The following is a 22,021-nucleotide window of genomic DNA, read 5'->3' on the forward strand; positions in this document are numbered from 1 at the left end:
TTTGAACTTGCTGGATTCCACCATCAACGACAATTATTCCGGTGGGGTGGCGGATTTGATTTCAACCAACTCTTCGGTGATCAATTCAACCATTGATGGCAACCAACAAGTCATCGGCCAATTCTCTGACAACTGCGGGGTTTTGAATTCCATCCGCAGTTTGGGCTTTGAAATGAGAAACTCCTCCATCAGCAACAACAACCTGCCCGTGCGGGCTGCCGTTGATCTGTGGGTGACCAATATGGCCACCATAGAAAACAGCGCCATTTCTGGCAACACAGCGCAAGCCGCCGGTGGCATGATCATCTATGACTATAACCGCAAATTGCTCAATCAAATTTCACATACCACCGTTAACAACAACGAAGGCTATGGGTCTGGTGGGGTGTATGTCACAGCGCAACAATCCGGCGTGTTGGCAATCAGCCACACCATCACCTCTGGCAACACCCAGTTGGTACCATCACCCGGTCCATCATTAAATCCCAGTGTGGTGAGCGGACAGTTGTTGTCGCAGCAGGATTTCAGTGAAGTGGGTCAAGGCGCCATCGTCAATGTCGGCGGTGCCACACCGAATGACCTGTATGGCACAGCCTATGTGCCAATGGACTCATTCAAGGTCATCGATCAAAACGGCGATGGCGACACCGCTGGTGGTGTGTTGTTGGGTCCTGGTGACACCATTCCACCAGGGGCGACCAGCACGGTGATTGACGGGCTGGCCGACAACGGTGGCGACAGCCAAACCCACATGCCGGTCGAAGGCGGCTTGGCGGTGGATGGCGGTACGCCGTTCAATTATTTGCCACATGAAGACCAAAATTATCGCATCCGACCCTGGGATGGCGATGGTGACACCACAGAGGTTTGTGATGTCGGCGCGGTTGAGTTCCGCTCAGTCACTGAAAGCGATTTGATTTTCAAAGATGGGTTCCAAGCCACCATCTTGATCCGGCGAACTCTGGTCAAAAACTGATTCATTGAGTTGAATCCATCAAAAGGCATGCCCCGGCATGCCTTTTTTTGTGCCCTGAAACAGCCCAAAAAAAACGCCTGCTGCTCTATTGAGACAACAGGCGTCCAACGGGGAGAATGGATTGTTTATTCGAAGCGGCCGCGGAAAATGCGATCGCCTTTCCAGCCATAGACGGTGGGTGACTGGGTGCCACAACCGGTGGCCGCCGAACAACTGGACACGCTGTACCACCAAATGTCCCAGATCTGACCGGGGGCAAAATGGGTGTAGCTGTTGCCAGTCACGTTGATGTTGTAAGGCAAACCGGTGGTGGGGATGATGGTCACGTTGTATGAGGTGGCACCTGCCACGGCACTCCAATTCACCACAATGCGGTCATCGAAGGTGCCTTGGGTGGCGGTGACGGTGCTGGGTGGTTGCAATGCGGTGTTGGCGGCAAAACCAGTATCCAGTGCGCTGTGATTGCCACAACCCCATTGGTTACAAGCCCGCACCGAGTATTCGTAAGACAGACCAGGAATGGCTGCGGTGTCATCGGAGGTGGTGCCTTGGATGTTGGTGTTCCAAGGCGTCCAGCTGCTTTGGCCTGGATCGCGACGATACAAGGCATAAGATGAGGCATCCGAAACCGCCGACCAGGTAACCCGCACGCGATCAGTGAAGGTGCCGTCAGTGGCACTGACGTTGGTCGGGGTGGCTGGTGGGTTACCTGATTCCACATAGGTTTCGTCTATGCTGAAAGCCCGGGTGGCACCTGGCATGCTGGTGGTGTTGAAACCGCTGGCTGTGAAATAACTGCTCACGCTGGTCAAACTGTCCAAATCCAGTATCCGAATGCTGCTGTCGGTGGCGGCATAGTACAGGTAATGTTGACCGGCAGGCCATCTGACGATGTCAAAGTAACGCTCTTGACCTGGGTTGCCACCAAATTGGACACTGAACGGGATTTGCACGCCGGTGTAGCCCATGTTGGATTGGCTGGGGTTGAATTGGCGGAATGAACCGTCGGCAGCGGCGTACCACAAATAGCCATAGTCATCCACGGCCAAGTGACGGCGGTTGCCGGGATTGGGTTCGCTGGTGCCCCACACGGTGAAGGGGATGGTGTACATGAAGCTGTTGCTCACCAAGTTGTAGACTTTGACATCACCTTGTGAGGTGGCGATGTACAAGCGGCGGTTGTTTTCGTCCACCGCCAAGGTTCTGATGGCACCATAAAAACCGTCGTTGATGTCATTGATGATGGGGCCGGCACTGCCCGATGCCCAGTCGATCGAATGCACGTGGTTGTCTGATGCGGCATACCACATCAAGCCAGCCACGCGGTCATAAGCGATGTTGCGTGATGTGGCTGAAAGCGGTGGGGTGCCAAAGAAAGCAAATGGTCCCAGTTGTGGACCAGTGTAAGGGCCAACGGTCATGTTACGCCCCATCAAGCTGCCATCTTCCAAGGAATAAAAGATCACACCCAAGGCTTGGGCTTGGGTTAAAGCGGTCAATAAAAACAGCGTTAAGCCCAAAGTGAATCGTTTAAAAATGTTGTTTACTTGTTGGTTTTTCATGGTATCTCCTGTTTGGTTTCGGCCCGTTTTTTGTGGGGGATGAAACTGGTTGTGCGTTCATAGATATATGCGACGTGAAGAAATAAGGTGCGCCAAAATTAACCGTGACACAGTTCTCAGAAAAATAAGAAAATCGCTGTTTTTCGGGTGCTTTGCTCATTTTTTTCAAGAAAAATGGCGTGGTTGTGTGCTGCTTGGACGGGTTTTGCATCAACAAACAGGCCATGCCGGCTGGTCAGATTTAAACCATTTCGGTGAAACGATGGGTTTTTGCGATGAATTGAAGGAACTAATGTGATCAAACTGTTTATACTGGGGATGATGAATCAAATGCCATCACTTTATGCTCAAAGAGAAACTTCTGAATAACAAAAACTATCAATTTTTTGCCCTCAACACAGCTGGCTGGGTGGGTTATTGTCTGACCTCTTATGTGGGTTTGTATTACTGGGACAAGCCAGCCAAGTATTACTACATGTTGCTGCTGGGTTCAGTGATGGGTTTTGTGATCACCATATTCTTGCGCTTGATTTACCGCCGAATATGGCATTTTTCCATTGTAAACATTGTATTGATGGTGTTATTCATCAGCTACATCTCTTCCTTGATTTGGGTGGTGCCCTACAACATTGCCTTTTATGAGTGGTTCAAAGGCGGCTGGAAGCCGGAGAGCTGGACCAACTACTTTATGGGCGGCCCCAATATTTTTTATATCTTGTTGTGCTGGAGTTGTTTGTATTTTGGCATCAAGTTTTATCAAGGCATGCAACAAGCCAGCCAGAAAGCACTCAAAGCCAACGCCTTGGCCCACCAAGCCCAATTGAAAATGCTGCGCTACCAATTGAACCCGCATTTTTTGTTCAACACTTTGAACGCCATTTCTACCTTGATACTGGACAACAGCACCAAAAGGGCGAATGAAATGGTGATTCGCTTGTCCAACTTCCTGCGCCATTCCTTGGACAACGATCCCATGCAAAAAGTGACATTGGAACAAGAGGTGATGACTTTGGAGTTGTACTTGGGCATTGAGAAGGTGCGCTTTGAAGACCACCTGAAGTTGGATTTCCAAATCGAAGAAGCGGCGAAAATGGCTTTGATTCCCAGTTTGATTTTGCAACCTTTGGTTGAAAATTCAATCAAATACGCCATCACCCAGTCCGAATCCGGTGGCACCATCAGCTTTCAAGCCAAGGTGTTTGGCAATGAACTGCTGATGGAGCTGAAGGATGATGGGCCTGGGGTCGAGTTGATCAATGGCGATTTGCCCTGTGGTCGTGGGGTGGGTGTCCGCAACACCCGTGAACGGTTGGTGCAGCTGTATGCCGAGGGCCATGGCTTCACCATCAGCAACGCCGAACCCCATGGTTTACAAATCAACATCAGGTTGCCTTATGAAAGAGAACAATGACACACAGCCCCATGAGGGCAAAACCATTCGCACCATGATCGTCGATGATGAGCTGTTGGCCCGTCGCGGCCTGTCCCTGCGTTTGGATCATTATGCCGACATTGAGTTGGTCGCCGAATGTGCCAATGGCCGCGAAGCCTTGGCAAAAATTGCCGAATTGTCGCCGGACTTGGTCTTTCTGGACATTCAAATGCCAGGCATCAATGGCTTTGATGTGGTGGAACAAATGCAATCTGATGACATGCCTTTGGTGGTGTTTGTCACCGCGTTTGATAAGTATGCGGTGGAAGCGTTTGAAGTCCATGCGGTTGATTATGTGCTCAAGCCGATCGAAGATTGCCGGTTGGAAACTGCCATCAATCGGGTGCGCCAACAAATGCAACAGTCTGATGTCAACAACCAAAAGCAACGCTTGATGGATTTGATCACCAACATCACCGGCAAAGATCCGGCCCAAATCGATCAGTTGCTACAAAATGGTCATGATTTGAGTGGCCAGTACCCGGAAAAATTGTCGATCAAAGACTCTGGCCGCACCACCTTGATCCCAGTCAAGGACATTACCTGGATCGAAGCGGCCGGGGATTACATGTGCATCCACAGCAACAACCCCAAACAAGTCAATGTGTTGCGCAGCACCATGAAAGAATTGGAAAGCAAGCTCAATCCAGCTTTGTTTCAACGCGTGCACCGCTCCACCATGGTTAACATTGACTGCATCCAGAAAATCTGTTCACACATCAACGGCGAGTACTTTTTGATCTTGGATGACGAGTCCAAAATCAAAATGAGCCGATCCTACCGCAGCAAAATCAAACACATCATTTGACCATTTAGATGATTTAATATGGTCATCCCGAGCGGAGTCGGTCGCTTCCGCTTCCATGCTCAGGCGACACACCTATTTCCATGTAGGCGCCGGTCTCTGATCCAGTCTCGACTCAAGCACTGACATCCATGTAGGCGCCGGTCTCTGATCCTGTCTCGACTCAAGCACCGACATCCATGTAGGCGCCGGTCTCTGATCCAGTCTCGACTCAAGCACTGACATCCATGTAGGCGAGTGGGGACTGAGGGGGGTGTTTGAGGGCCAAAGGACCTTCACTGTGCGGCATGATTGTTGGCTACATACCCTGCCAGAAGTCATGTATGCCGTCGTTTGCGAGGTATTTCATCGCAAATTCAATGCGCTTGATCGCAAGCGGCTGTCATCAGTCCCACAAAAAATGGATGATGGAATCATCTTTTTATATGGTGGGCAAGCAGCATGAAATTGACGGCATTTGCACTGAAGAACCCCGCGGCCATCGGCATTGGTTTGATTTTCATCGTGATCGTCGGTGTGATCAGTTTGTTTAAACTGCCGGTGCAACTGTTTCCGGATATTGAACGCCCCAGGATTTCAATCCAAACCAATTGGCGTTCTGCTTCCCCCCAAGAAGTCGAATCTGAACTGGTTGAGCCTCAGGAACAAATCCTGCGAGGCATTCCTGGCTTGGCCTCAATGAGTGCATTCGCCAATCGCGGTAATTCCTGGATCAATCTGGAATTCGGCGTCGACACCAACATGGAACAAACGCTGATCGAAGTGATCAGCCGCATGACCCGGTTACCACCACTGCCCGCAGATGCCACCCCTCCTCGAATCATGCTCGGTGGCTTTGGCGGTGGTGGTCCGGCCTTAACTTGGTTCTTTTTGCAAACCTTGCCAGGCAACGAACAACCGGTTTATGACTACTTCGAATACGTCAATTCAACCATCCGGCCACGACTGGAAAGCATTCCTGGGGTGTCCAGTGTACAAACTTTTGATAACAACAATGCCGAAGAAATTCACATTCGGTTTGATCCAGTCAAGGCCATTGAATATGGCATCCAAATTCCGCAACTGGTCAATGCCGTTTCACTGAGCAATGATGTCACCGGCGGATTTGTCGATGTGGGAAAGCGACAATATACCTTACGCTTCAGTGGTAAGTACCCCATCGAACAACTCAGCGAGCTGACTTTGGCAGCCGTTGATGGCAGCCGCATCCGTTTAGGTGACATCGCCGTGGTCGAGCGTTATCGCAACGACCGCTTCAATCGCGCCATCCAGAATGGCAACCCGGCATTCAGCATCCGCATCGACAAAGCCAATGGCGCCAATGTGTTGGCCACCCTGGAACGGGTCAAAGCCGAAGTCGACGCCATCAATGAAGACATCCTGGCCGACGAACAGTTGGTCATGGTGCAGTCATTTGATGCTTCGGTGTTCATTTATCGGGCCATCAACCTGGTGACCAACAACTTGTTCGCTGGGGTGGTGTTGTCCTTGTCGGTGTTGTGGTTGTTCATCCGCCGTGGGCGCCCGACTTTGATCATCGCGGTGGCCATACCGGTGTCGCTGTTGGTGACCTTTGTGGTGTTGAACGCCCTGGGGCGCTCCTTGAACGTCATTTCTTTGGCGGGTTTGGCCTTTGCCGTGGGCATGGTGTTGGATGCGGCCATTGTGGTGTTGGAAAACATCCTGCGGCTGCGTGAAGGTGGGGATTCCAAGCACGACAGCTCCTTGTTGGGCACTTCGCAAGTTTGGGGTGCACTGTTGGCCTCTACCACCACCACGGTGGCGATCTTCTTACCCGTGTTTTTTCTGCAAGGTGTCGAAGGCCAGCTGTTCGGTGACTTGGCATTGACCATTGCCATCGCCGTAGCGGTCTCATTGCTGGTGGCGGTGGTGCTGTTGCCCTTGCTGGCCAAAACCTGGATCAAAGAAAATCAATTGAATGACCGCCTGGCCCACCGTTGGCAACAAATCACCGCCGGGGTGATGCGCTTGACCTCGAGCCACAAAAAACGCCTGGTGTTGGCCTTCAGCTTGATGGTGATTCCAGTGGGCATCACCTGGTATGCGGTGCCCACATTGGATTACTTGCCACCGGTGAAACGTGATGCGGTGGATGCCAATTTGCGCTTTCCACCGGGGGCCAACATGGAAACCATCAAACGCGAAGTGGTTGACCCCATTGTGGCCAGACTGAAACCATACATGGACCATGAACAGCAGCCATACTTGAAAAACTACTACATTTTCTATGGCCCCGGTGGCGGTGGCATGGGCATTCGCGCTTTGGATCAGTCAAGGGTCAATGAGCTGTTGGATGTGGTACTCAATGAAGTGCTGGTTGACCTGCCTGACACCAATGCTTTTGCCTCTCAGGGCAACTTGTTCGGTGGCTTCAACGGCGGACGTTCGGTGTCCATGCACCTGCAGTCCAAAGATGATCGGGCGCTGTTGGAAGTGGCCCGGTCGGGCATTGAGTGGATTGAGGCGGCCATTCCAGGGGCCCAAGTGCAACCCAGTCCGGGACTGGATTTGGCCGAACCTGAAATTCGCCTGACACCCAATGACCGAGAAATTTTTGAACAAGGCTGGACCCGCCGTGACTTGAGTGCGGTGGTGCGCACCTTGGGTGATGGTTTGTATGTGGGTGAACACTTTGATGGCAGCAAACGCATCAACATGATCCTGCGGGCCGATGGCTGGCAAGCGCCGGAAGAATTGGCTGATGTGCCGATTGTCACCGCCGCTGGCAACATCAAGCAAGTGGGGCAGTTGGTCGACATCAGCCGCACCGTGGGTCCGAGCAACTTGCGCCGCATCAATGGCGAACGCACGGTTTCACTGGACATCGTGCCACCGGATGGGTGGTCTTTGGAACAAACCATCGCGGAATTGGAATCGTCGGTGGAACCCCAAATGCGGGGCATTATGCCCGATGATGGCGTCATCTTGTATGGCAACAACGTCAGTCAGTTACAGTCGACCATTCAAGTGATGAGTCAAAACTTTGCCTTTGCCTTGCTGATTCTGTTTTTACTGATGGCCGGTTTGTTCCGCTCAGCCAAAGACAGTTTGTTGGTGCTGGTGACGGTGCCATTGGCCACGGTGGGTGGGGTGTTGGCCTTGCAATTATTGAACCGCTTCGTGTTTCAACCGCTGGACTTATTGACCATGATTGGTTTTGTGATTCTGCTGGGCTTGGTGGTGAACAACGCCATTTTGTTGGTGCACCACACGCGTATGGCAGAACGGGCCGGTAAATTGCGTCAGCAAGCCGTTGAACAAGCCTTGCGGCTGCGGCTGCGGCCCATTTTTATGAGCACACTGACCAGCTTCTTTGGCATGTTGCCGTTGTTGTTGGTGCCTGGTGAGGGCAGTGTGATTTATCGAGGATTGGCGGCCGTGATTGTGGGAGGTCTTGGCGTCAGTACTTTATTCACCATCGTGTTGTTGCCTTGTTTACTGCAACTCCAACGCAGCGACTTCGGTGTGTTGACCCAGAGAGAAAAGCGCTTCACTTCAACCTCAGCTGAACCCCATGGAGAAGCCTTATGAAAACTTTAAAAAACCTGATTATCTTGTTGAGTCTGTTCCATTATCTGTCGCCTGTATACTGTCAGGAAAACGAGGACAATGCCCAATTGGTCAGCATTGCCAGTGCCAAAACCGAACAAGTCCAGGCCAGTGCCTGGTTACCTGGCAATGTGGTCAGTCGTTTGGATTCGTCCATCGCGGCCCAACAATCCGGGCAGCTGTTGTCAATCATGGACATCGGCTCAGCGGTCACCAAAGACACCGTGATTGCCCGCCTGGATGACCAAGCCTTGCAGCTGGAATTGAGTCAACTGCAAGCGCAGCAACGGCAATTGCTGGCCAATGTGGAATACCTTCAAACCCAGCAACAGCGGATGGAGAAACTGGTACAAAATTACAGCACCTCAGTCAGTGAAATCGACCGCAATAAACGCGACTTACAGGTGGCCAAAGAGCAAATGGCTGCCATGGCCATTCAGATCAAACGGGTGCAGCTGAGCATTGACCAAACTGCCATCAAAGCCCCGTTCAGTGGCACCATCAACGAACACTTTGTCAGCCTCGGTGAATTGATCAATGTCGGCACGCCTTTGATGCAATTGGTCGACGGTGAGAATTTAGACATCACGGTGGCCACGCCATTGAATTTGTCACCCTACATCCAACAAGTCAAACAGGTGCAAGTGAAATGGGCCGATCAATTGGTCGAGTTACCGGTCAGGACCTGGGGTACCGCCGGCAACCAACAGTCCCGCACCTTTGAATTGCGGGTGGATGCCAAAGGTTTGAATTTGTTTGCTGGCAGCGCCGTACAAGTGGCCTTACCCAAAAGCAATCAACTGACCGGCATCACCGTGCCCCGTGATGGTTTGATTTTACGCGAAAATGAAAGCTATGTGTTTAAAGTGGATGACCAGTTGGTGGCCCACAAAGTGCCGGTCAAAATTGGCTTGGGTGTTGCCGATTGGGTGGTGGTTGATGGCGACGTGATGGCCGGTGATGACATTGTGGTTCGCGGCGGTGAGCGATTGGCCGATGGTCAAGCCGTGCGCATCAACCCCAGCATGGCAGACACCAACCCAAGCGATGATGTTCAGGTGGTGGCCGACGCCGGGTAGGGGTTAGCATGAACCAGCTGCGTTCAACAGGGTCCATGGGACCCTGTTGTCGTTGGGGAAAAATGTCTCAGTTTTTGTCAGAATTTAAGCCGAGTGCGGTCTGCTTATTGTGGACGGAAAAAATGTGCACCATTTCACATTTGATTCACAGGGTTCAATAATAATGGAAGCATCAACTGGCGAAATTGAAACTGACAAACATGTACCCATTCAACAAGAAACAGCACCGTATTTCACAAGTGAAGATCTCAGCCGATCATGTGATTCGCTGTTACAAAGGGCGTTGTTTGATCGAGTCATATGACCACAAAATTGCCATTTGGCTGGATCACCAAGAGGTCAACCACTGTGGTGATTACATCGATTTCACCATCGACCATGACAAAGCCTATTTCGTCTCGGCTTTGAATCGCCTGTTGCGCGACAACGACTATCACATGAATGGCGGCCGCTTCACCGGCCAAAAATTGATGTCGGTGTTTGCCCCCAAACAATTGGACGCCCTGGAACCACAAGCCCACAGTCTGCATTGAGCAGCCAGCCCATTCACTCGAAATCATCGGCGTAAATCAAATCAGCCAACAAGGGCCTGGGTCCGTAATGTGGGGTACCTTGACCCACTTCCAATGCGCCCAAGTCTGGTGCACTGCCCTGATGGATTTCATTGATGTTGGCCAAGTGTTGTCCGGCATTGACTGCAGGACACGCGGGATCCAAAGTCAAGTGTTGTAAAACCATGGGCGCCGGGGGTGGGTTGGGGATGTTGAATTGATTGAAACAACTGAGGTGGTCTATGTCCACGGCGTTCATTTCTTGACCGGTCATGGCTTGAAACGCCGGGATGTCGACCAATCTGATGTCGCCCCATTTGAAGGCATAGGGGTAGTTACCCCAATCAAAACCATCATAATCCAAATCGGTTTTCCAATTGTTGCTGCCATCGCCACCGTTTTCCCACACATAACGGTCTTCGATGGAAATCCACAGGTTGTTGCGGGATTTGAAATTGCGCAACAAATCCGATCCTGAAGAAACCGGTCCATTCCAGGCCACCAACGTGTTGTGGGCCAGCAGCACCCGATCACTGCGGGAGCGCAACTTGAGGGCGTCTTCATTGGGCGCCGCCACTTGGTTGTACAGCACATACCAAGGCGCCCCATCCATCGGCTGAAAGCTGATGCCATTGTTGTGTACATTGGAAATGCGGTTGCGCCAGATGCGCACATTGCTGTGACCGTAATCTCCCTCTATACCGTCGTCGGTGGTGTCGAGGATGTCATTGCCAAAGATGTCGACATTGCGGTGTGGGTAGGAAATGCCATCGGCCACATCTGAGATCCGATTGTAAGCCACGGTATGGCCTGAGGTGTGTTGCAATTCAATGCCTTCACCGGCAAAGTCTGAACCGGCACTGATGTCCCGGTCACCGATGATGGTGTTGTCGGCAATGTACCAATCATCACCGCCGTCATTCAGAAAGATGCAATAGTGACAATTTTCAAAATGGTTGCGGGTCAGCACGATGTTTTGTGGGGCCGGTGGTGACGTGCGTAAACCGTATTGGCCATTTTGTGCGTTGTAGATGAAATTCAATCCATGCAGCCAGATGTAATTGGCTTCAATTCGCACTTGGTTGAAAGTCACCGGTCCGTCACCGGCATCACGCCACAGGATGTGGTTGTCGATGGCGCCCGAGGCGGTGAAGTTGACCTGACCGCCGGTGCCATAGTCACCGGCATGCAACAAAAACGTGTCACCGGGCTGGGCCACGACCTGGGCTGCGGCCACGCCTTGAAATGGGTTGCCTGCGGTGCCGCTGCCACCGCCATTGCCGGGTATCACGTGATAAGTTTGGCCCAAGGTCGGAAAGGTCGGTATTTTTTGGGTGCGCACCAAGCGGGTTTGGGTGCTGTTGCCACCGTCCACATCAGATAAGGTCAAGCGCAGCTCATATTCGGTGTCAGGGACCAAAAACAAGACGCTGCCTGCCAGCATGTCGTAGCCTTCAAAATCGACCCGAAACAAGGGCTGGGCATCGCGCCATAAGGCGTTGCCACTGACCCGGTATTCAACCAGGCAGGTGGCGTTGTGGTTGCCGTCGCCGCTGATGTTCCATTCCACCCCAATGGAGTGAATGGTGGCATACGTGGTCAAGGTGCCCGGCGTGGTTTGCGCCTGCAACCCCCACGAACTGAGCAACCAAGCAACCATTATTGAAATTTTGCTGTTCATGACCCCAGTATGCCTCAGATCCAGGCTTTGGGACTGTGATTCCGATCAATAATACAGAAGTTGTACCGAGTCAGTATCTGTGAATTTTGGCACATGATAGAATACATGAATGTGCTAAGGTAATGATTTTGAAAGGAACTCTCATGAACATATTGAAATGTATCCCCCTGATGTTGTTGTCCCTTCCACTCTGGTCTATGGAAACCTGTGATGCGGTGAATGAACAGGACGCCGCTGCTTATGTCGAAGACGAAGCGCTTGTCGAGGAATGGAACCATGCCCGTGAACTAACCGCAGCTGACTGCTGGTTCATTGAATTGTCTCAGCACCTGATGCAACATGAAGACAGCAACATCAAAATGCTGGGCGCTGGTCAAATGCATTTCCACAACGATGACACCATGTACAGCAATTTGGCAGAACCGTTGATATCCAAGCAAGAACTGTCAGCGGTGATTACTGATTTGCTGCATGATCCCAATGCTTCGCTGGACAGTTTGCTGCTGGCCCAATATGTGTGTGACGATGCCGAACTGAGCTGTTCCCTCACCACCATCAATGAAGCCACGCAAATTCGACAACCGAACAACATGGTGGTTTATTTAAGCGACCTGGAAATGGCGGTGGCACAACAGGACCTTGAATGGGCCGGTGCCATCTTGCAACGCATGGGTCAAACCGATCAACACCGCATGTTTCATCCGTTGCCACTGCAGTTAACCGACGCCATTGAAACTTATCTGCGTTCGCAGCCGCTGTCTGATCAAGCCCGGGACGTGTTGGTACAAAATTTTTCGCCAGAACCCGATGCGTCAATCGATGATTTGGCTCGCAATCATTTTCTGCTGCAAGCAGACATGATGAAATTCTTGTTCCTTCAGGCATATGCGCCCTTGTTTGAGGCCTGTGAATACTCACCCAAACGGGCGGATGTCTGTCTGACCATTGGGCAAATCATGATCGAAAACAGCGACAGCTCTTTGGCCAAGCTACTGGGTCATGGCTTACAATCCAAAGTCCACCAAATGTTGGGCGATGAGAAAGCCGAAGCCACCTCAAAAGCCAACAGCAAAGCCCTCAGTGATCGTCTACAATGTTTGGTGGCGAATCACCATTTGCTGAATGAAAGCATTTTTTACTCCGACGCATCAACCCACATCATGTTAAATGCCAACAGCGAATTTGAGCGTCTGGAGAAAATGGCGGTGCTGTATCATGACACCCTTCGAGAGCAAGGTGTGACCGACTTGGTTGATCCGGTCAGTTGTGAGTTGGCTTATGTCGAAAGAAAACCTTAATCCTATGCACATCAGATCCTTGTTTTTGATGTTTTTATTGGCTTCTACCCAAAGCCTGGCTCACCCCGGTTGGGGTCTTGAAGTCAGTGAAACCGGAACGGTGTATTTCACCGATTTGGTGCATGTGTGGCGCATTGATGCCGATGGCCAAAGCCGCATCCATGTGGCCAATGTCCACAGCCATGATTTGCAATTGACCACCGAGGGGCAGTTGTATGGCAGTCATGAGTGGTACGATGCCGCCAAACAACAATTTCGCCGCAGTTTTTGGCGGGCTGATGCGCAAGGCAAACAAACCACAATCAGTGCCGCTGACGCGGTGCGGGTCTTGGGGGTGCCTGTGGGCGATCGGTATTTGATGCCACATTCGGATTTGCACCAACAGTACACCGCCTTTGTGCATGAATCTGATGCCAACACATCAACAGAACTGTATCAACAGCCGATGGGGCAGGTCGATGCCCTTCTGCCCCAAGCCCAATGGGGCGTGTTTGCCGATTGGGTGGTGCAAGGTGGTGTCACATATATCAGCAGTGGCGGCCAAATCAGAAGTTTGGATCAACAACTGCAAGTCAACACCGTGTTGGGAGCAGTGGATGGATTGCCCTACAGCGCCGATGCTTTTTCTGCCATCTTGGGCTTGGATGTGGGGACTGCCAAACAACTTTATTTGGCCCATTATGAGGGCCGGGAATTCCTCACCTACGATGGACAAAAGCTGTCAGTCTTGGCCGAGTCGGACTGGTCTTGGTCTGCCACCGGCATCAAGCAGCACCAAGGTCATGTGTACCTGATGGAATACAACCGTTGGCCTTGGAGTGATGCCGTGCAAGTCAGAATCATCAATCCCCAAGGCCAGATTCGCATCCTCGGTCGGAACCAGGTCAGTGATGGTCAGTGAATCCATGACCAACTGTCTTTGATCAACTGGATGAACCGGCATTCAGTTGGTTGATGCCTGGGTCATTGATGATGCTGGTGATGGTTTGGCCACTGGTCAAAAACGCGGTGGCACCCCGGGCGTCATCGGGTTTGCTCAACAAAAAACCCTGGATTTCTTCGATTTGATAGGATTTCAACAACTCCAGTTGGCCCATGGTCTCAACCCCTTCAGCCACCACCTCAATGGATAAATTGTGCGCCAGGGTGATGATCGATTGCACCATGCTGGCATCGTGGTGATCGGTTTCGATGTCTTGAATGAAGGTGCGATCAATCTTCAAGGCATGGATGGGGAACTGTTTCAGGTAGTTCAGCGATGAAAAACCGGTGCCAAAATCGTCCAACGACAGTTTCACGCCCAGATCCCTCAGTTCATTGAGGGTTTTGATGGTGTATTGGAAATTGTCGATCAAAGTGCTTTCGGTGATTTCCAACTCCAGGGACTCGGCTTTCAAGTCATACTTCCGCAGTTTGTTGCTGATCAGCTTAACCAGGTTTTTATCCATGAATTGCACGGCGGAAAGGTTGATGGCGATGTGGATGTCGGTGTGGCCCTGTTGGTGCCACAGACTGAGTTGGCGACAAGCGCGATCCAGCACGAATTTACCGATGGAAGCAATCAAGCCGGTTTCTTCGGCAATCGGGATGAAGTCATCCGGCGGAATCAGGTCATTGTTTTCACTCTGCCATCGGATCAAGGCCTCAAAGCCAGCCAGGCGTCCGGATTTGACGTTGAATTTGGGTTGAAAATGCAGCACCAACTCTTTGTTTTTCAATGCTTTTCGCAAACGCATTTCCACATCCACCCGGTTCAACACGGCTTCATTCATGAACTCGGTGAAAAATTGGAAGTTGTTGCGACCAGATTCCTTGGCGTGGTACATGGCGGTGTCGGCTTGCATCAACAAAGTCTCGACATCGGTGTTATCCTGGTTGTATGTGGCGATGCCAATGCTGGGGGTGATGATCAACTCATGATTGGTCAATTGAAACGGTTTGCTCATTTTCTTCAACACCTTCTCGGCCACCCTGATCACATCGCTGATGCTGGCATAATCGATGATGCCAATGGTGAATTCATCCCCGCCAATGCGGGCCACCATGTCAGATTTGCGGACACACTGTTCCAATCGTTTGGCCGCCGCCACCAACAATTCATCACCGATGCTGTGACCCAGGCTGTCGTTGATGTTTTTGAAATGGTCCAGGTCCACAAACATCACCGCCATGTGGCTGTCATTGTGTTGGGCCCGTTGTAGAAATTGCTGCAAACGGATCATCATCCATGAGCGATTGGGCAGGCCGGTCAGGGCGTCGTAGTTGGCCAATTGTTTCAATTCTTCTTCGGTGTTTTTGCGGTACGTGATGTCGGTCAGGGTGGCGATGTAATGGCTGGGTATTTTCTTTTCGTTGTAGATGCAATTAACCCGCAAATCGACCGGAATTTGGTGGCCATCTGCGGTGTCCATCATCACTTCACCATGGTAAGAACCGCCTTTGAGCACCACATCAGCAATCATTTGAAACAGTTCGCTGGATGGCATGTCGGACGTCGATAAGGGGCCATTGCGCCACGGCATGTATTTGTTGAGCAGGCGCTCATCGAAACCGGTGATGGCAGTGAAGGCGGCATTGATCGAGATGATTTTGAAATCCGCATCCAGCACGATGGCCCCGTCCGAGCTGCTTTGAAAGGCAGAAGTGATCAACAAACTGCGCTCTTCGTTTTCTTTGATCGAACTGATGTTGCGGCTGATGCCGTTGATCACCCGGGGCAGACCGGCATCGTTTTTGGCCGTGACTTTGGCCCGATCTTGAAGCCAAACCCATTCACCCGATTTCTTTTGTTGCCGGTAAATGGCATCAAACTCGTCGGTTTTGCCTTCCAGGATGTCGTTGATTTTGCGCTGTAAGTTGTCCAAATCATCCTCATGGATGTTCAGGGTGTTGTCGGCAAAAGAGCCGGAAAAAGACCGGGTTCTGTGGTCATCCAATTCGGCACTGTTCATGCGGGTGATGGTTTGCTGTTTGATGTCCCATTCCCACAACTCATCGCCACTGCCCCAGATGGCTTGTGACAATTGGGTCTCGCGATGGGCCAAGGCATACTGGGTCAGCAGCCGGGTCTGGTACAAGCGAAAAATGGTTAAGCCGATGCCCAGTATGGCCGTGGCATAGAGTAATTTGGCCCACCAAGTCAGCCAAGGTTTGGGCCGCACTTCAAACTGCAATGCCGCCAGTTCTTCTCCCCATTGCAGGCCGGCGTTGGTGGCCTTGACTTGTAATTGGTAATTGCCAGGCGCCAAATTGGTCAAGGTCAATTCATTGTTGTTGCGCAAATCAATCCACTGGTCATTCAATTCAGGTATGCGGTAGGCATAATGCAAATGGGCAGCATTGAGGTAATCCAAAGCGGCAAATTGAAAGGAAAAGATGCGATCAGAATGCGGAAAGGTGAATGCTTGCAGCCGATGGATCGGCTGTTCCAAAGTCAACAACTGGGTGTTTTGTTGGGGGATGGCCGGGGGATCTGGATTGAGTCGATTGGCGATGAAGGTACTGTCGCTGTTGATGCCGGTGAAATACAACGGCAAAGGCTGATTGTTGGGGTTGAGCTTGGACAAGTCAAATTCAATGGCGCCGCGGTTACTGCCCATGTACATCCGGCCATTGCTGGCAATGAATTGTGAGTTTTCATGAAACGCGATGTTGGGATCAAAGTAACTGCTGCCATAGTTGGTGATTTTCTTGGAGTCATAATCCAAATGGTACAGGTTGCGTTTGCCAGTGAACCAGACCTCGTGTTCATTCACCACCAAAATCACATGGATGCTGCGATCGCTGATGTTCGGGTGGTTTTGGTCAAATTGCAGCAGTTTCTCAATGGAGCCATCGGCATTGATCTGAATCAGGCTCAGCCCGCCAAATTGACTGGAAACCCAGTATTGATTCTGCCAAAACTGTTCCACCGAATAGATCCAATCCTGATCAAACATCGGTGCTCCGGTCAGGCTGCGGGCCAGTTCAATGCGTTTTTGTGCGGTGTCAAAGAAAAACAAGCCACGGGTGGTGCCAAGCCATAAATTGTCGCCATCTTCCAGGATGTGGGTGAACTCGATGTTGTCATACTGTGCCAGAGTGGCTTTGATCAAGGGTGTGTGATCGGTCACCACCTCCAATTGTTCGTTCAAGGCATACAAGGAAGAACCGTTGGTGCCCACCCACACATGTCCTGATTGGCTGTTGCTGAGGTACCACACCGGTTGCTGCAATTGCTTTTTGAGTGCCTCGTCTGTGGTGACCAAACTGTGGGCATATCGCAAGCTGTGGTCTTCGGTATTGAACAGGGCCGGTCCGCCGTCAGTGCCCAACCACATGAGCTGTTCATTGGCTTCGCGCATGACCCACACCGAGACATGGTCATTGGCTTGTCGTTCCAGACCGGCAAACAAGGGTTGGATGGACTGGTCAGATTTGTCCAGGCGGTTGAGGCCTTCTGAGGTGCCGATCCAAATCGCTTCATGGGTTTCCAGGAAAGACCACACCATGTCACTGCTGAGTGATTGGGTTTGGCCGGCAATGGGGCGCAGGATGTTGAATGGGTTGTGTGGCTGGTGCATCACCACACCATGGGCGGTGGCCACCCAAATCAGGCCCGTTTGGTCCTGAAAAACGTCTGTAGTCATGTTACTCGGAATGCTGTGGTCATTGCCGCGGATGTGTTGGTGTCTGATGACCTGACCATCGGTGGTGATTTGATTGATGCCTTCGCCCCAGGTGGTGATCCAAACTTGTTGTTCAACATCGATCATCAGGCTCCACAATTCGTCGCTGCTGAGGCTGTTCGGGTTGTTGGGATCATGGCGGTGGAGGGTGATTGCTTCGCTTATCGGATCCCAATAAAAAGCCCCGTGATATGCCGTGACCACCCACAGTCCGCCTTGTTGGTCAGTAGCCAGGTCATACACCTCCAATTCTTCGGCCTGCGGGTGGTTGATGACAAACGGGGTGAACTCACCCGTGGGAATGTCAAACAAGTGTAAACCGTCTTCGTTGCCAACCCACAGCGTGTTGGCATCCCGTTGACCAACGACATTGATGTGGTTTTTTTCGGACACCATGGGGGTTTGGGTGATGTGGTGATTGTGAAACCCATTGCTGGCTGGCAGGTACTGGCTCAAGCCCCGCTCGGTTGCGATCCACAGGCGCTGTTGGGCATCTTCAAACAGGTGCAAGACGTTGTTACCAGACAAGCTATGTGGGTCACTGGGAGAATTGATGTAAGTTTCAAAGCCAATGCCATTGACCGCTAACCGGGTCAAACCCCCAGCCGTGGCTGCCCACAAGCGCTGCTGGTGATCTTCCAACAAATAACTGACCCATGGATTGGGCAGACTGGCGGGGTTGTCCCGAATGACTTCGTGGTTGATGAAGTTTTTGCCATCATAGCGGCTGATGCCATCGGTGGTGGCCATCCAGATGAAGCCATCATCGCGTTGGATGATGTGGTTGACATAACTGGTGGTCAGGTTTTCAGCACCGGGAATGGGCTGGTATTGGGTGGCCAGCGAGAATTGGCTCATTCCTGACAACAAGCAAAGCCCAATTGCCGGCCGTTTCAGACCGATTGCCTGAATCACTTTCCAGACAAAAAGAAACGAACCTTTTTGCTTCACACACGCCTTCACCACCCATTCATATTGCGGCAAAAACAGATGGAAATCAAGGCATTATGGGGCTGTCTACAGGCAAAACAGCCGGTTTTTGAGCGGTTGTTGGGTGGTTTGAGGTCAATCAGGTCACCAAGGTCACCCAATTGTCTCAATTGGTCCACAATACCAGGATTCAGCTCAGCAGAAAAATTCTGGCGAGAAATGATCCAAAGCATCGCTCCGTGATCAAAATCAGGGTTAGATCATGTTACTTCGGTTTTGATCAAGGGTTGGTTGCTTTATCGCGTGGGTTTGGGCTCACCACTTTTTGCGTGGTTTGAAATGTTTGTGTTGCTCGGCATCATGGGTTTGGTTGTGAGTTTTGATGGCGCGGTTTTTGCCAAACAGCACCCGCAGTTGATACCAGGTTTCACGCATCAGCACCGAGCCACGGCCGCCAAACCAACTTTTGTTGTAGAGTTTTTTCACCGCCGCCAGTGAGTCGGGCGATTGGGCCACCAATTCATTGGCCAAGGCTTCGGCCTGGGCCATGGGGTCGTCACTGATGTGGGTCACCAAACCGGCTGTTTGGGCTGTTTGGGCATCGATCACCCGCGCGGTCATGGTCAATTCTTTGGCCACGTCCATGCGACAGTGCTGGCGCAAGGCCAACAAGCCGCCCATGTCCGGAATCATGCCCCAACGGCCTTCCATGATCGACAAGGAGGCATCGGGGGTGGCGATGCGGATGTCGGCTCCCAAGGCAATGTGCAAACCACCACCCCAACAGCGGCCGTGGATCACGGTGATCACCGGAGCCCCGACTTTTTGCCAATGGGTGGACACCTTTTGTGCGGTGTTGGAACGCCAAGGGTTGAGTTTGAACAGCAGTTTCAAGGGGCTTTTGGCCGATTGCATCATCGATTTCACATCCAAACCGGTGCAAAAGTCCGGACCTTCGCCAGAGACAATCACCGCCCGAATGCCCCGATTGCGGCGCAAGGCTTTGGCCGCATTCACAATCGCTTCGAACATCGGCATGTCCAGGGCATTGTGCTTTTTGGGGCGGGCCAGGGTCACATAGGCCACACTGTGTTTGATCTCGACTTCAACTCTCTTGGGTTTGTTCATTGGGTGATGGTTTCTGCTGCTGGGTCACAGTAACTTTAACCAAAGTGGCAGAAGGTGTCCACACCTCGCCATCAATATCGAAAAATTTCGAGTTTCCTGTCTGAGGTCATTCAAATCCAGTGGATGAAAAGCTAAAAATGCGGCTGTGCCAAGATCGTTTGCAGCATGCTGATCACGGCATCCTGGTTGGGACTGACCAAGATCACCCGCACCGCACCCGCCGGAGTTTTGACCACCACCGCTTCCTCATGCGGTGGTGTGGTGGGCAAGCCAGGCAAGTTTAACTTGGTCACCTGGTCCCATGACTCGGCGACGATGACCGCGTCCATCCGTGCATAGCGGTGCAATACAAAATCTGGATCTTGCACATCGCTGCCGTGGTTGATGTGGGCCGAAGAGGGTCGGATCATACCGAACAGCTCATTGATCAAGGCATCCTGGTCATCGCCCAGGATCACCATGCCGACATGCCGCAAGCGCTCACTGGGGCTGTCCCTGAGGTCCTTCAATGACGTCCCCCAAATGGCATCCAAACGTTGCAAAAACTCGGTATCCACCGCGCGGTTTTGCTTGAGGTATTCGGTGACCAAGTCCAACGCGGCTTTGCTGGCGGTGTCGATGCCTGCGTTGGCATAAAAAGACAGCGGGTAAGCCAGGTATTTGGCGAAATATTCTGGGCTGCTCAAGCGCTGCTCCAAGTAGCCGTTGCCGATGGCCGAAGCCATTGCCTCATTGAACAGGTAATAACCCACCAATCCGGTGGGCGATTCGGCTTGGCTGAAATGGTTCATGGTTTTCAGGTGATGGTCGAGTGTGGCCCGTTCATGGTAAAAATGGGCAATTTCATGCACCACCACCGCCAACCGCTGGGCGGCTTTTTCACCTTGCAACACCTCGATCAGGCTGTGTTGCCCGAAAACCAAACCCGAGGTCGGCGCCTGGACCTGGGGGTGGGCGATCAGATGCACCGGCAACACCAACTCAGAGGGCAATTGAGCGCGGTAAAAAGTGCGCATGGCGCTGAGCAACTGATCCAGCTGCACCTGCTCGGACAAGGTTTCGGCCTCGGTAACGAAGCTTTGCAGTCCCGCTTGTTGTTGGTTGAACCAAGACGCAAAGCGCGGCCAAAAGTGTTGCAAGATGGCTTGTTCTGCTTGCACATGGCTGGGGGACAACAGCAGCCCGGAAAGGCGTTGATATTCAGTCAATGTGGGCGCTTCGAACGCCATGATCCGCACCTTCTCCAACACATTCAACACCTGTGCGGCATTGATGGGAAAATTGGGGCTGGTGACCATCGCCACCGCTGGCTGCTCCTCCAACTCGATGGTTTCATCCAATTGGCTGCGCAGCACTTGCCACTGTTGCAACATCGCCGCATCGGCCTCATCGGCTTGGATCTCACCCTGCCACAAAGCCTGAAAGTCACTTTGGCTGCAGCGAAAACGCGCCACCTGCGCCTTGCAATCCAATTGATAAACCAAATTTCCCACGGGTGAGACCCGGTATTCAATGGTGTGAGAGGCCATGACCCAAGAGGTGTACAGCAACAGTGACAGTCCGAGTGAAAGGTGTTTCATGTGAGGCTCCTTGTTTGGGTTTTATTGAGTAGACGACAGTAACACGAATAGGGTCGCAAAATGTTTCAGATCTTGCCCAGTTCACTGAGCTGGTCGAAGTGTCTGATTGGAGAAAGGGAAGTTGGGCTTCGACAGGCTCAGCCACCCTATGTAACACATCGTACCAAGATCAGTGGGCTGATCGAAGTGACTGGCAGGAGGAGAGGACGCTTGGCACCCATTGGCTTTGCACAACAGTGGTCAAAGTGTTGGTTGTATGAGAATGGTGTTTTGGAAAAGTGCAATTGCATTGAACGGTGAAATATTTTTTTACCCATTCTCAAGTTTTGCGAATCGCTGATGAGATCATGACCCCATCAACGAAATCAGCGGAGAAAACCATGCAACAACTTGTGATCAAACTGAGCCCCGAGGCCACGGCTGACTATCTGAAAATTGCCAACGGGGCGCATCAACCACACAGCAACACCCAACTGGCGATCAATTTGGCCATGGTCTCAGGCCTGTGTTTTGCCGACATCGGCGTCAACGGCCAACGCATTCAGGCGGATACAGACCATGATGACCTTGAGGTCCAACTGGTCAGCCTCTGAACCGACTCCACACCCTGGTGTATGGATGCGCCATGGGGGACCGACAGGTCCGTTTGAGTGCTCGGAGGTCCCACAGGTATGCCCAAGGGCAACCCCACGTTCGAGCCCGATCTTGAAGCAGCCCGGGATGGACTGTTTCAGGGTCAACCCATCAATTGAAGCCTGGAGC

Annotated in this window: 15 protein-coding genes; 10 read left to right on the forward strand and 5 right to left on the reverse strand. The window is 51.9% G+C overall.

Going from position 1 to position 22,021, the window contains the following annotated elements; genetic code table 11:
• Nucleotide 1 precedes the first annotated feature (1 nt).
• Nucleotides 2-976 carry a choice-of-anchor Q domain-containing protein gene (locus K7G70_RS11280; RefSeq protein ID WP_223788752.1) on the forward strand — a complete coding sequence of 325 codons (975 nt, stop codon included), beginning with the start codon at nt 2-4 and terminating at the stop codon, nt 974-976.
• 125 nt (nt 977-1,101) lie between these two features.
• On the opposite strand, the gene K7G70_RS11285 is transcribed toward K7G70_RS11280, so the two are convergent.
• Nucleotides 1,102-2,538, reverse strand: a complete 1,437-nt coding sequence (locus tag K7G70_RS11285) for a fibronectin type III domain-containing protein (RefSeq protein WP_223788753.1) — start codon at nt 2,536-2,538, stop codon at nt 1,102-1,104.
• A gap of 67 nt (nt 2,539-2,605) precedes the next feature.
• On the opposite strand from K7G70_RS11285, the gene K7G70_RS11290 reads away from it, so the two are divergent.
• From K7G70_RS11290 to K7G70_RS11315, 6 genes are all read left to right on the forward strand, one after another.
• Complete coding sequence (locus K7G70_RS11290) at nt 2,606-2,836, forward strand: hypothetical protein (protein ID WP_223788754.1); 231 nt, start codon at nt 2,606-2,608, stop codon at nt 2,834-2,836.
• A 45-nt stretch (nt 2,837-2,881) separates the two neighbouring features.
• The gene (locus tag K7G70_RS11295; RefSeq protein WP_223788755.1) at nt 2,882-3,949 is read left to right on the forward strand and encodes a sensor histidine kinase; all 1,068 of its coding nucleotides are present in this window, start codon (nt 2,882-2,884) and stop codon (nt 3,947-3,949) included.
• On the forward strand, nt 3,933-4,778 hold the full coding sequence (locus tag K7G70_RS11300) for a LytR/AlgR family response regulator transcription factor (RefSeq protein ID WP_223788756.1): 846 nt from the start codon (nt 3,933-3,935) through the stop codon (nt 4,776-4,778). Before K7G70_RS11295 ends, K7G70_RS11300 begins: the two co-directional genes overlap by 17 nt.
• A gap of 438 nt (nt 4,779-5,216) precedes the next feature.
• Nucleotides 5,217-8,327, forward strand: coding sequence for an efflux RND transporter permease subunit (locus tag K7G70_RS11305; RefSeq protein ID WP_223788757.1), 3,111 nt, complete (start codon nt 5,217-5,219; stop codon nt 8,325-8,327).
• A complete protein-coding gene (locus K7G70_RS11310; protein ID WP_223788758.1) occupies nt 8,324-9,424 on the forward strand; it encodes an efflux RND transporter periplasmic adaptor subunit in 1,101 nt (366 codons plus the stop codon). Before K7G70_RS11305 ends, K7G70_RS11310 begins: the two co-directional genes overlap by 4 nt.
• Before the next feature lie 185 nt (nt 9,425-9,609).
• Nucleotides 9,610-9,957, forward strand: coding sequence for a hypothetical protein (locus tag K7G70_RS11315; protein WP_223788759.1), 348 nt, complete (start codon nt 9,610-9,612; stop codon nt 9,955-9,957).
• Between the two features lie 13 nt (nt 9,958-9,970).
• On the opposite strand, the gene K7G70_RS11320 is transcribed toward K7G70_RS11315, so the two are convergent.
• Nucleotides 9,971-11,656: a right-handed parallel beta-helix repeat-containing protein gene (locus K7G70_RS11320; RefSeq protein WP_223788760.1), complete on the reverse strand. Its 1,686-nt coding sequence runs from the start codon at nt 11,654-11,656 to the stop codon at nt 9,971-9,973.
• Between the two features lie 143 nt (nt 11,657-11,799).
• Between K7G70_RS11320 and K7G70_RS11325 the strand changes: the two genes are divergently transcribed.
• Together K7G70_RS11325 and K7G70_RS11330 are read left to right on the forward strand one after the other, a co-directional pair.
• Nucleotides 11,800-12,954 (forward strand): hypothetical protein, encoded by a 1,155-nt coding sequence (locus tag K7G70_RS11325; protein ID WP_223788761.1) that lies wholly within the window; start codon nt 11,800-11,802, stop codon nt 12,952-12,954.
• A gap of 4 nt (nt 12,955-12,958) precedes the next feature.
• Entirely contained in the window at nt 12,959-13,855 is an 897-nt protein-coding gene (locus tag K7G70_RS11330; RefSeq protein WP_223788762.1) for a hypothetical protein, read from the forward strand.
• Nucleotides 13,856-13,877: 22 nt separating this feature from the next.
• Here K7G70_RS11330 and K7G70_RS11335 read toward each other — a convergent pair whose 3' ends face one another.
• From K7G70_RS11335 to K7G70_RS11345, 3 genes are all read right to left on the reverse strand, one after another.
• Nucleotides 13,878-18,479, reverse strand: a complete 4,602-nt coding sequence (locus K7G70_RS11335; protein ID WP_223788763.1) for an EAL domain-containing protein — start codon at nt 18,477-18,479, stop codon at nt 13,878-13,880.
• Between the two features lie 387 nt (nt 18,480-18,866).
• Complete coding sequence (locus K7G70_RS11340) at nt 18,867-19,679, reverse strand: crotonase/enoyl-CoA hydratase family protein (RefSeq protein WP_223788764.1); 813 nt, start codon at nt 19,677-19,679, stop codon at nt 18,867-18,869.
• 131 nt (nt 19,680-19,810) lie between these two features.
• A complete protein-coding gene (locus K7G70_RS11345; RefSeq protein ID WP_223788765.1) occupies nt 19,811-21,259 on the reverse strand; it encodes a hypothetical protein in 1,449 nt (482 codons plus the stop codon).
• A gap of 380 nt (nt 21,260-21,639) precedes the next feature.
• Between K7G70_RS11345 and K7G70_RS11350 the strand changes: the two genes are divergently transcribed.
• Nucleotides 21,640-21,852, forward strand: coding sequence for a hypothetical protein (locus K7G70_RS11350; RefSeq protein WP_223788766.1), 213 nt, complete (start codon nt 21,640-21,642; stop codon nt 21,850-21,852).
• The last annotated feature ends 169 nt before the right edge of the window (nt 21,853-22,021 follow it).

The organism is Marinicella meishanensis (assembly GCF_019931145.1).
Classification (GTDB): Bacteria; Pseudomonadota; Gammaproteobacteria; order Xanthomonadales; family Marinicellaceae; genus Marinicella; species Marinicella meishanensis.

Excerpts from the sequence above, each read along its gene's own strand:
- K7G70_RS11335 (WP_223788763.1), bottom strand. The coding sequence starts at position 18,479 with ATGAGCCAATTCTCGCTGGCCACCCAATACCAGCCCATTCCCGGTGCT.
- K7G70_RS11345 (WP_223788765.1), bottom strand. The coding sequence starts at position 21,259 with ATGAAACACCTTTCACTCGGACTGTCACTGTTGCTGTACACCTCTTGG.
- K7G70_RS11310 (WP_223788758.1), top strand. The coding sequence starts at position 8,324 with ATGAAAACTTTAAAAAACCTGATTATCTTGTTGAGTCTGTTCCATTAT.
- K7G70_RS11330 (WP_223788762.1), top strand. The coding sequence starts at position 12,959 with ATGCACATCAGATCCTTGTTTTTGATGTTTTTATTGGCTTCTACCCAA.
- K7G70_RS11290 (WP_223788754.1), top strand. The coding sequence starts at position 2,606 with ATGCGACGTGAAGAAATAAGGTGCGCCAAAATTAACCGTGACACAGTT.
- K7G70_RS11300 (WP_223788756.1), top strand. The coding sequence starts at position 3,933 with ATGAAAGAGAACAATGACACACAGCCCCATGAGGGCAAAACCATTCGC.
- K7G70_RS11340 (WP_223788764.1), bottom strand. The coding sequence starts at position 19,679 with ATGAACAAACCCAAGAGAGTTGAAGTCGAGATCAAACACAGTGTGGCC.
- K7G70_RS11350 (WP_223788766.1), top strand. The coding sequence starts at position 21,640 with ATGCAACAACTTGTGATCAAACTGAGCCCCGAGGCCACGGCTGACTAT.
- K7G70_RS11305 (WP_223788757.1), top strand. The coding sequence starts at position 5,217 with ATGAAATTGACGGCATTTGCACTGAAGAACCCCGCGGCCATCGGCATT.
- K7G70_RS11295 (WP_223788755.1), top strand. The coding sequence starts at position 2,882 with ATGCTCAAAGAGAAACTTCTGAATAACAAAAACTATCAATTTTTTGCC.
- K7G70_RS11325 (WP_223788761.1), top strand. The coding sequence starts at position 11,800 with ATGAACATATTGAAATGTATCCCCCTGATGTTGTTGTCCCTTCCACTC.
- K7G70_RS11320 (WP_223788760.1), bottom strand. The coding sequence starts at position 11,656 with ATGAACAGCAAAATTTCAATAATGGTTGCTTGGTTGCTCAGTTCGTGG.
- K7G70_RS11285 (WP_223788753.1), bottom strand. The coding sequence starts at position 2,538 with ATGAAAAACCAACAAGTAAACAACATTTTTAAACGATTCACTTTGGGC.